10 protein-coding genes, 1 tRNA gene and 1 other RNA gene are annotated in these 9466 nt (G+C 73.6%); 4 read left to right on the top strand and 8 right to left on the bottom strand.

Translation table 11 applies throughout. The annotated features are described in order from the left end of the window. The 4 genes from AC1DYZ_RS16825 to AC1DYZ_RS16810 all read right to left on the bottom strand — a co-directional run. A partial coding sequence (locus tag AC1DYZ_RS16825; RefSeq protein ID WP_477066283.1) for a DNA polymerase III subunit gamma and tau occupies positions 1–1197 on the bottom strand: 1197 nt, incomplete at its 3' end. 56 nt (positions 1198–1253) lie between these two features. Beyond that, positions 1254–2612, bottom strand: a complete 1359-nt coding sequence (locus AC1DYZ_RS16820) for an FtsX-like permease family protein (RefSeq protein WP_477066282.1) — start codon at positions 2610–2612, stop codon at positions 1254–1256. Then, the gene (locus tag AC1DYZ_RS16815; protein WP_477066281.1) at positions 2609–3307 is read right to left on the bottom strand and encodes an ABC transporter ATP-binding protein; all 699 of its coding nucleotides are present in this window, start codon (positions 3305–3307) and stop codon (positions 2609–2611) included. The genes AC1DYZ_RS16820 and AC1DYZ_RS16815 overlap by 4 nt, the downstream gene beginning before the upstream one ends. A gap of 117 nt (positions 3308–3424) precedes the next feature. Beyond that, on the bottom strand, positions 3425–4024 hold the full coding sequence (locus AC1DYZ_RS16810) for a LysE family transporter (protein ID WP_477066280.1): 600 nt from the start codon (positions 4022–4024) through the stop codon (positions 3425–3427). An 80-nt stretch (positions 4025–4104) separates the two neighbouring features. Here AC1DYZ_RS16810 and AC1DYZ_RS16805 point away from each other — a divergent pair, with 80 nt between their 5' ends. Next, entirely contained in the window at positions 4105–4533 is a 429-nt protein-coding gene (locus tag AC1DYZ_RS16805; protein ID WP_477066279.1) for an Lrp/AsnC family transcriptional regulator, read from the top strand. Here AC1DYZ_RS16805 and ffs read toward each other — a convergent pair. Beyond that, positions 4531–4627, bottom strand: an RNA gene (gene ffs, locus AC1DYZ_RS16800) — signal recognition particle sRNA small type. The two genes, AC1DYZ_RS16805 and ffs, sit on opposite strands and share 3 nt — an antisense overlap. A gap of 133 nt (positions 4628–4760) precedes the next feature. Here ffs and sthA point away from each other — a divergent pair. Beyond that, on the top strand, positions 4761–6224 hold the full coding sequence (gene sthA / locus AC1DYZ_RS16795) for a Si-specific NAD(P)(+) transhydrogenase (protein WP_477066278.1): 1464 nt from the start codon (positions 4761–4763) through the stop codon (positions 6222–6224). Here the strand turns inward: sthA and AC1DYZ_RS16790 are convergent. Then, positions 6214–7041 carry an inositol monophosphatase family protein gene (locus AC1DYZ_RS16790; RefSeq protein WP_477066277.1) on the bottom strand — a complete coding sequence of 276 codons (828 nt, stop codon included), beginning with the start codon at positions 7039–7041 and terminating at the stop codon, positions 6214–6216. The two genes, sthA and AC1DYZ_RS16790, sit on opposite strands and share 11 nt — an antisense overlap. A 48-nt stretch (positions 7042–7089) precedes the next feature. Further along, complete coding sequence (locus AC1DYZ_RS16785) at positions 7090–7455, bottom strand: VOC family protein (protein WP_477066276.1); 366 nt, start codon at positions 7453–7455, stop codon at positions 7090–7092. Between the two features lie 167 nt (positions 7456–7622). Between AC1DYZ_RS16785 and AC1DYZ_RS16780 the strand changes: the two genes are divergently transcribed. Together AC1DYZ_RS16780 and AC1DYZ_RS16775 are read left to right on the top strand one after the other, a co-directional pair. Then, a tRNA-Ser gene (locus AC1DYZ_RS16780) sits at positions 7623–7707 on the top strand. A gap of 112 nt (positions 7708–7819) precedes the next feature. After that, complete coding sequence (locus AC1DYZ_RS16775) at positions 7820–8248, top strand: ScoMcrA-related endonuclease (protein ID WP_477066275.1); 429 nt, start codon at positions 7820–7822, stop codon at positions 8246–8248. Positions 8249–8251: 3 nt separating this feature from the next. On the opposite strand, the gene AC1DYZ_RS16770 is transcribed toward AC1DYZ_RS16775, so the two are convergent. Further along, positions 8252–9451 (bottom strand): BaiN/RdsA family NAD(P)/FAD-dependent oxidoreductase, encoded by a 1200-nt coding sequence (locus AC1DYZ_RS16770; protein ID WP_477066274.1) that lies wholly within the window; start codon positions 9449–9451, stop codon positions 8252–8254. Positions 9452–9466 lie beyond the last annotated feature (15 nt).

Raw genomic sequence — 9466 nt, 5'->3', positions numbered from 1 at the left:
CACCCGCACGGCGGCACCGCCGTCGGCCGGCAGGCTGCGCTCGAGCCGGTCGAGCCGCGCCCCGATGCCCGCGCGCGTGTCCTCGGCGGCGGGCAGCAGCAGGCGGGCCATGAGCAGCTCGAGGTGCAGGCGCGGCGACGTCGCGCCGGTCATCTCGGTGAGCGCGGCGTTGCAGAGGTCGGCGGAGCGCGACAGCTCCGACGGACCGAGGTGGCGGGCCTGGAGGCGCATGCGGTCGAGCTGGTCGGACGGGACGTCGCGCAGGGCGGCGTCGGCGGCGTCACCGGACGCGGCGATGACGATGAGGTCGCGCAGCCGCTCGAGCAGGTCCTCGACGAACCGGCGGGGCTCGTGCCCGGTGGAGATCACGCGCTCGACCACCCGGAACGCCGAGGCGCCGTCGCGGGCCGCGACCGCCTCGACCAGGTCGTCCAGCAGCGAGGCCTGCGTGTACCCGAGCAGCGCGGCGGCGCCCTCGTACGCGAGCTCGCCGCCGCCGGAGCCGGCGATGAGCTGGTCGAGCACGGAGAGCGTGTCCCGGACCGAGCCGCCGCCCGCGCGGACGACCAGCGGGAGGACGCCCGAGGCCACGGGCACGCCCTCGCTGTCGCAGAGCTGCTGGAGGTACGGCACCAGCACGTCGGGCGGCACCAGGCGGAACGGGTAGTGGTGGGTCCGCGAGCGGATCGTGCCGATGACCTTGTCCGGCTCCGTCGTCGCGAAGATGAACTTGATGTGCGGCGGGGGCTCCTCGACGATCTTGAGCAGGGCGTTGAAGCCCTGGTTCGAGACCATGTGCGCCTCGTCGAGGATGAACACCTTGTACCGGTCGCGAGCCGGCGCGAACGTGGCGCGCTCGCGCAGCTCGCGGGCGTCGTCGACACCGCCGTGGCTCGCGGCGTCGATCTCGACCACGTCGAGGCTGCCCGGTCCCCCGCGCGCCAGCTCGACGCACGACTCGCACACGCCGCACGGGGTGTCGGTGGGGTGCTCCTCGGTGTTCTGCGCGCAGTTGAGGATGCGGGCCAGGATGCGGGCCGACGTCGTCTTGCCGCAGCCGCGCGGGCCGGAGAACAGGTAGGCGTGGTTGACCTGACCGCTGCGCAGCGCCTGCCGCAGGGGGGCGGTGACGTGGTCCTGACCGATCACCTCGGCGAAGTTCTCCGGCCGGTAGCGGCGGTACAGGGCTGTCGTCACGCCACGAACCCTAGACGCCCTCGCCCACAGACGGAGCCCCAGGTCCTCAGCCTCACTCAGTCAGCGCGCACGACCGTGTCGGCCAGCACCGATCGCAGCAGCGGCCGCGACGTCTCGGTGGCGCCGAACACCAGCGCGCACCCCCCGGCCAGGAACCCGGCGAGCAGCAGGAGCCCCTGCGGCGACGTGACGGCGGCGGTGCCGAACAGCGGGAAGAACATGATCAGCGCGGTCGCGGCCGAGCCGACGGCGACGAACAGCAGCGGCACCAGCACCGAGCGCCGGCGCACGGAGTCCAGCAGCTCGACGGGGGTGCCGGCCAGGTTCTGCAGCGCGATCTCCCGACGCCGGTCCAGCACCGAGGCGGCCTGCGCGATGCCCGCGGACACCGCCGCGAGCAGGAAGGCGACCACCAGCGTGACCATCGCCCCCGTGACCAGGTCGCCCATGAGCATCGCGCCCTGCGGGTCCTGCGACGTGTCGACCGCGGTGATCGCGGGCAGGACGGCGAGCGCTCCGGCGACGAACCCGGCGAGCCCGAGCCCACCGACCACGCGCCAGGCCGCCTTCGGGTCGTCGAGCAGCCGGCGCGCCGCCAGGAGCCGTGCGGGCGTCGTCGCGCGGCGCAGCTGCACCTTGCCGACAAGCCCGAGCACCCACGGACCGATCGCGTTGAGGGTGGCGAAACCGAGCGCGAGCGCCCCGACCAGCGCGCCGACGGCGGCCGCGCCGAGCGCCCCCGCGGCCGAGCTGAGCACCATGAACAGGCCGATGCCGACGACGGTGACCACGACGCGGAGCCACGTCATCTTCTTCGGCGTCTCCCGCCGCGCCACGCCCAGCGGCGAGACCGTCACGCGCCGCAGCGAGATCGCGCCCGACAGGGCCGCGAGGACCGGGACGGCCACCAGAGCGATCGCGAGCCCCTGCCAGCCCACCCAGAGCTCGCCCACCGAGAAGGTGGTCCCCTGGAACGGCAGCAGGGACACCACGGGTAGCAGCAGCCCGTAGAGCACGATGCCCAGCACCGCCCCGACGAACCCCTGCCACGCGGTCTCGGCCACGGTCAGGGCGACGACCTCGCGCGGGGTCGCGCCCAGCAGCCGCAGGGTCGCCAGCCGGGCGTCACGACGGGCGACCCCCAGCCGCGCGGCCGCGCCGCCGAGCGAGACCAGCGGGACCACCAGCAGCACGACGGCGAACCACGCGAGCGAGAGGTAGAGCCCGCGGATGTCGGTCTGGTCGTCGCCGACCGGGAGCGTGCTCCGGCCCGCGAAACCCAGCAGCCCGCCGACGACGCTGAGCGTGAGCCCGGTCGTCACCGTGAAGGCGGTGACCGCCAGGGCCGTGGTGACCCGGGAGTCGCGGCCGCCCGCGCGCTGGAACCGGGGCGCGAGCGTGACGACGGCGTTCATCGGGCGACCCGGGCGGGTGCGCCGGCCCCGACGACCAGCCCGTCGCGCACCTCGATGCGCCGGTCGCACCAGTCGGCCACCTGGGCGTCGTGCGTGACGACGACGAGCGACGCACCCGCCGCCTTGGTCGTCTGCGTGAGGACCTGCATGACGTCGTGACCGGTGGACTGGTCGAGCGCACCGGTGGGCTCGTCGGCGAAGACGACCGCGGGACCGGTGATGAGGGCGCGCGCCACGGCGACGCGCTGGGCCTGGCCGCCCGAGAGCTCGCCCGGTCGCCGGCCCTCCATCCCCGCGAGCCCGAGGGAGCCGAGCCACTGCCCGGCCAGCGCGGTGGCGTCGCGTCGCGACGTCCCCAGCAGCATCGCGGGCAGGGCGACGTTCTCGATGGCGGGCAGCTCCGAGAGCAGCTGCCCGAACTGGAACACGAACCCGTAGTGCCGGCGCCGCAGCAGGGAGCGCTCGCGGTCGGACAGCGCACCGACCTCGCGCCCGTCGAGCGCGACCGTGCCCGCGTCGGGCAGCAGGATGCCGGCGAGGCAGTGCAGCAGGGTCGACTTGCCGGACCCGGACGGTCCCATCACGGCGAGCGACTCCCCGGCGGCGAGGTCGACGTCGACGCCGGCGAGGGCGGACGTCGACCCGAAGCGCTTGACGAGGCCGCGGGCGGAGAGGCGGGGCGAGGCGGTGGTCATGCTCCCAGGCTGGTGCGGGCGGCTGCTCGTTCGCGTCGGCCCGCGGGCTGCTTCAGGAGGTCCCGGCGTGCACCCGCAGGCGGACGCGGGTCCGCCCACCGAGGGACAGCCACCGCGTCAGACGACGAGCGCCACGCCCGCGAGCACGACGACGCCCGCACCGGCCGTCGACACCCATCGACGGGCCCGGGGCGGGACGCGCAGGCCGAGCGCGCCGCTGGTCACGGCCAGCACCAGCTGCCACGCGAGGGAGGCCAGCCCGACACCGACGACGAAGGCCGACGCCGACCCCGCTCCCCCGACCTGCGCGGCCAGCCCGACGGCGATCGTCGTGACCGTGACGGCGGTGAGCGGGTTGACGGCGGTGAGCGCGACGAACCGCACATAGGCCCGCGACGCCGAGGGGGCGACCGCCGCGACCGCAGTGGGTTCCCGCGACGCCCGGGTGGCCATGACGACTCCGACGACGACGAGCACCCCCGCGCTGACCCACCGGACGAGGGCGGCGTGCTCCCCCAGCACACGGCTCACCGGCGCACCGACCGCCACGGCGAGCACTGCGTAGGAGAGGTCGACCGTCGCGATGCCGCAGGCCGCACCGACCGCGACGCGCGCGCCGTCGACGAGCCCGGTGCGCAGCAGCAGCACGCCGACCGGCCCGACGGGCATGGCGACGGACAGGCCCGCGAGCACGCCGAGAAGGAAGGCCGTGGTCACGCCATCGAGGCTGCGCGATGGAACGCAGTCGCGTCACGCTCGATCTGCGGAATTCGTCGCCACACTGCGAGAATCGCACCGTGGACGCCATCGACGACGCAATCCTCCGCGAGCTGACCGTGGATGCGCGGTTGCCGTACAGCGAGCTCGGAGCTCGCGTCGGCCTCAGCCCGAACGCGGCCGCCAACCGTGTGGGCCGGCTCGTGGCCGACGGCACGATCCGCGCGTTCACGATCGTCCGCGGGGGCGGTGCGGCGGCGCCCGGGCCGGGACTCGAGGTATTCGTCGAGGTGCGGCTGGCCGACGGAACCACCGACGAGGACTTCACGGAGGCGCTGGCGCGGCGGGGCTTCCCGCAGGTGCTCGACGCCGTCCACGTGACGGGGTCGTACGACTACCTGCTGCACGCCGTGGTCACCGACCCGGCGGCGCTGGACCTGTTCGTCCGGCGGCTCAAGCGGGAGGCGGGGGTAGCCCAGACATTCACGCGGCTCGCCATGCGGGCATGAAAGGACCCCCCGCACACCCGCCAGAGCTCACCTGCCCTTGCTGCCTTCCGGCCCTGGGGGAGTTCAGCGAGATGACGCCGCACGAGGGGTCTGCCGGAAATCCTAACCCGAACCGTCGGTGACGATGACCGCGTCAGCAGGCCGGCGGAGCTGTCGCCCGGCCAACGTTCACCTGCTGGTGATTCGCCGGACTCACATCGCGGGGCCTTTGGTTGCAGACTGCCCCCATGGCGACTGACGGGGTTCCCGGCGAGGCCGCGGCGGCACAGGAGCCGGCCGACGCCCACTACGACTACGACCTCATGGTGATCGGCTCGGGTCCGGGCGGGCAGAAGGCGGCGATCGCGTCGGCCAAGCTGGGCCACAAGGTCGCCATCATCGAGCGCCGGCACATGATGGGCGGCGTCTCCACCAACACGGGCACCATCCCCAGCAAGACGCTGCGCGAGGCGGTCATGTACCTGACCGGCATGGCGCAGCGAGAGGTCTACGGGGCCAGCTACCGCGTGAAGTCCGACATCACGATGGAGGACCTGTTCGCCCGCACGCAGCACGTGATCGGCCGCGAGCACGAAGTGATCCGCGCGCAGCTGCTGCGCAACCACGTCGACATCCTCAACGGCACCGGCTCGTTCCTCGACGAGCACACGGTCGGGGTCCTCGACGACGACGGCACCCGCCGGACCCAGTTCACCGCGCGCTTCGTCGTCATCGCCACCGGCAGCAAGCCGCACCGGCCTAACACCGTGCAGTTCGACGGGAGGACGGTCCTCGACTCGGACGGCGTGCTCGCGCTGGAGAAGGTGCCGAACTCGATGGTCGTGGTCGGCGCCGGGATCATCGGGATCGAGTACGCGTCGATGTTCGCGGCGCTGGGCACCCGCGTCACGGTCATCGACAAGCGGCCCGCGATGCTCGAGATGTGCGACCCCGAGGTGGCCGAGTCGCTGAAGTTCCACCTTCGGGACCTGTCGGTGTCGTTCCGGTTCGGCGAGGAGGTCGCGGGGGTCGACAGCAACACGCACGGCACCGTGACCCGGCTGGTCTCGGGCAAGCGCATCGCCGCCGACGCCGTCATGTACTCGGCCGGCCGGCAGGGGCAGACGGACGCGCTCAACCTCGAGGCGGCCGGGCTGTCGGCGGACTCGCGCGGGCGCATCGCGGTCGACGACCAGTACCGCACCGCGGTGCCGAACATCTTCGCCGTCGGCGACGTCATCGGGTTCCCGGCGCTGGCCGCGACGAGCATGGACCAGGGCCGCCTCGCTGCCTACCACGCCTTCGGGGAGCCGGCCCGGGAGCTGCAGTCCGTGCAGCCGATCGGCATCTACACCATCCCCGAGATCTCCTACTGCGGCCGCACCGAGGAGGAGCTCACGACGCAGGCGGTGCCCTACGAGGTCGGCGTCGCGCGCTACCGCGAGCTGGCGCGCGGGCAGATCGTCGGCGACTCCTACGGGATGCTCAAGCTGCTGGTCGACACCGAGACGCGCGAGCTGCTGGGCGTCCACATCTTCGGGACCTCCGCCACCGACCTGGTGCACATCGGCCAGGCGATCATGGCGTGCGGCGGGACCGTCGACTACCTCGTCGACACGGTCCTCAACTACCCGACGCTGTCGGAGGCGTACAAGGTCGCGGCCCTCGACGCGACGAACAAGATCCGCCAGGTGGACCGCTTCAGCTCCTGACGACCGCCAGCCCGCGCGCGACGGCGGCGACCATGGCGTCGGCGATCTCCGGCGTCGCCGCCGCGAGGATCGAGTCGGACGCGAGCGACCACGGCTCCCCCCGCGCATCGACGACGACCCCGCCGGCCTCCCGGACCAGCACCACGCCCGCCACCACGTCCCAGGCCGCGTTCCCGAACGCGATCGAGGCCGACGTGCGGCCGGTCGCCACCCAGGCGAGCTCCGTGGCCGACGTCCCGACGACCCGCACCTTGCCGACCGTCGCCGCCACCTCCCGCAGCGCGCCGGCCCGCACGTCGAGCGGCCACGGCGCGACGGAGGTCCACGACAGGTCCCCGACCGTCACGGTGAGCGAGTCGAGCGGGCCCCCGAGGGTCGACACCCGGACGTCCCCGTCGGCCGTGCGGCGCCAGGCCCCGGCCCCGCGCGACGCCCACACGATCTCGCCGGTGGTCACGTCCGCGGTGACGCCCACCACCGGTTCGCCGCCCGCGAGTCGGGCCAGCGTGCACGCGACCAGCGGCAGGCCGGCGACGAAGTTCGCGGTCCCGTCGATCGGGTCGACGACCCAGCGGTCCGGTGCGGACTCGCGCGGCGAACCCTCCTCGCCCTGGACCGGCAGCGACGACCCGGCCCGCAGCGTTCCGACGACCGCGTCCTCCGTCGCCAGGTCGACCGCGGTGACCAGGTCGTTCGGGCCCTTGAGCCGCAGGACCGCGCGGTCGTCGGTCCCCCGCACCACCGCGAGGCCGGCCTCGACCGCGCGGAGCGCGAGGTCGACGTCGGGCTGGAGGTCCTGGGCGATGAGCGTGGTCATGGGCGCATCATCACCCCCGCGTGCGACGCGCAGGTGAACGGGGGTCGGTCAGTCGGTGGCAGTCGCGCCCTCGTACAGGCCGATCTGGTTGCCCTCCGAGTCCTCGAGCGCCGCCCACCAGCTGGTCGGCGAGATCTCGGTCTTCTCCAGGACGGTGCGGCCGCCGAGCTCGTTCGCCTGCTTGAGCGTGTCGTCGATCGAGTCCACCTCGACGTAGCTGCGCGGCACCTGCAGGTTGCCCGCCCGGGCCGTGAACCCGCCGCCGCTGATGCCGTTCGGGGCGGCCCACATCGGGTACCCCTCGTAGCCGGGCGGCTCCTTGATGTCCCAGCCGAACAGCGCCGAGTAGAACGCCGTCGCCCGCGGGAGGTCGTCTGCCGGGATGTCGATGTGCGTGATGTCGCCGTGCGCCATGGCCTCGCTCCTCGCATTCCTGGCGGGCCCTCGGGTGGCGGGCCCGGAACCCGACAAGCCTAGGACCGGCACCGACGGGGACGACAGCCTGCGCGGTCGCGCGCGTCAACGGCCGCCGGCAGGCGGATTCGGCGCACCCGCCGACCTCGGCTATCCTCAGTCGGCCGGGAGGATTCGCCTAGTGGCCTATGGCGCACGCTTGGAAAGCGTGTTGGGTGAAAGCCCTCKGGGGTTCGAATCCCCCATCCTCCGCGCACCGAAGGGCCCGTCACCTGCAGCGATGTCGGTAGCGGGCCCTTCGTCATGTCGTCGGCGGGACCAGTCCTGGACCGATCGGGCCTGCATCGTCGTACGCTCGTTCGTCGTGGCTACCTTCTCCTCCGTCTCGCGCCAGCACGTCCTCCAGGCGATCGCCGAGTACGACGAGCGCGGCGGCAGCGAGTTCCTCGACCTCTACGGGTTCGCGCCTGCCGACGGCTACCCGCTGGTCCACGAGGGCCGCAGCTACGACTCACGGGCAGTGCTCGGCGTCGCGCACCGGTACGCGACGGGGYGGCTGGCGACGTCCGAGGAGTTCCACGGCGGCATGCAGAGCGCCGTCACGATCCTGCGCAAGCGCGGCTTCGAGGTCACCGAGCCGGCCTCGGCCGTCCGCGCCGCCCCGGTCCGCGCGCCGCGAGCCACGCGCACGCCGGTCGTCCGGGCCGCGCCCACCCGCGAGGCCGTGCCCGTGATCTGCCCGACGTGCCTGATGACCCTCCCGGCGACGGGCATCTGCGACGAGTGCGGCTGACGACTACCGCTCGAGCCAGGCCAGCGCGCCCCGCGCCGCAACCACGCCGGTGCTGAACGAGGCCTGCAGCAGGTAGCCGCCCGTGGGTGCCTCCCAGTCGAGCATCTCGCCCGCGACGAACGTGCCCGGCAGCCGTCGGAGCATGAGCGACTCGTCGACCTCGGACCAGGCGATGCCGCCCGCGGTCGAGATCGCCCGCTCGATCGGCATCGTCGCGGTCACCACCACCGGCACGGCCTTGACCAGCGACGACATCGCCGATGCGTCGCTCGGCAGCGCACCAGCCTCCCGTAGCAGCCCGATCGCGACCGGGTCCAGGGCGAGCGTCCGGCGCAGCCAGTTCGAGCCGGAGTCCTTCGGCCGACGGCGCTGCAGCCGCTCGGCGACCTGCTCGTGCGAGAGAGACGGACGCAGGTCGACCTCGAGGACGCACCGCCCGTCGGTCTCGAGGGCGTCGCGGATGGCGGCGCCGATCGCGTAGACCGGCCCGCCCTCGATGCCGGTCTTCGTCACCATCGCGTCGCCGCGCGACCGCTGCCCGCCCGCCGACAGCCCGACGTGCTTCAGCGGCGTCCCCTCGAACCGGTACGCGAAGGTCCCGGTCCACTCGACGCGCATCCCGACGTTCGCGGGCCGCAGGGGCGTCGTCGCGACCCCCCGCTCGGAGAACGGACCGACCCAGCCGCCGTCCGCGCCGAGCCGCGGCCACGACGCTCCCCCGAGGGCGAAGACGGTCACGTCACCGACGACCTCGTGCGGCGCCTCGTCGGCACCCGTGACCTGCAGCCCGCCGTCCGTCCACCCCGTCCAGCGCTGCCGCCGCTCGATCACGACCCCGAGGTCGGCGAGGCGCGCCAACCACGCGCGGACCAGCGGCGTCGCCCGGAACGACCGCGGGAACACCCGCCCGCTCGACCCGACGAACGTCTGCTCACCCAGTCCCGCGCACCAGTCCCGCAGATCCTGCGGGCTGAAGGTCTCGAGCATCGGCGCAAGCCGGTCGGCCGAGGGGCCGTACCGCGCCAGGAACGGGTCGAGGTCCTCGGAGTGCGTGATGTTCAGCCCGCCGTGACCCGCCAGGAGGAACTTGCGGGCGGGCGACGGCATGCGGTCGAGGACCGTCACCGCGACGCCGGCCCGGGCCAGCACCTCCGCGGCGATCAGACCCGCGGGCCCGCCGCCCACCACGCTCGCCCTGCTCATCGGGCGAACGTATCC

It is taken from the genome of Cellulomonas sp. P1_C4, from assembly GCF_056406355.1.
The sequence above is the reverse complement of the archived record's forward strand: the minus strand, read 5'-3'. Positions and strand labels throughout refer to the sequence as shown.

Excerpts from the sequence above, each read along its gene's own strand:
- AC1DYZ_RS16820 (WP_477066282.1), bottom strand. The coding sequence starts at position 2,612 with ATGAACGCCGTCGTCACGCTCGCGCCCCGGTTCCAGCGCGCGGGCGGC.
- AC1DYZ_RS16815 (WP_477066281.1), bottom strand. The coding sequence starts at position 3,307 with ATGACCACCGCCTCGCCCCGCCTCTCCGCCCGCGGCCTCGTCAAGCGC.
- sthA (WP_477066278.1), top strand. The coding sequence starts at position 4,761 with ATGGCGACTGACGGGGTTCCCGGCGAGGCCGCGGCGGCACAGGAGCCG.
- AC1DYZ_RS16790 (WP_477066277.1), bottom strand. The coding sequence starts at position 7,041 with ATGACCACGCTCATCGCCCAGGACCTCCAGCCCGACGTCGACCTCGCG.
- AC1DYZ_RS16785 (WP_477066276.1), bottom strand. The coding sequence starts at position 7,455 with ATGGCGCACGGCGACATCACGCACATCGACATCCCGGCAGACGACCTC.
- AC1DYZ_RS16770 (WP_477066274.1), bottom strand. The coding sequence starts at position 9,451 with ATGAGCAGGGCGAGCGTGGTGGGCGGCGGGCCCGCGGGTCTGATCGCC.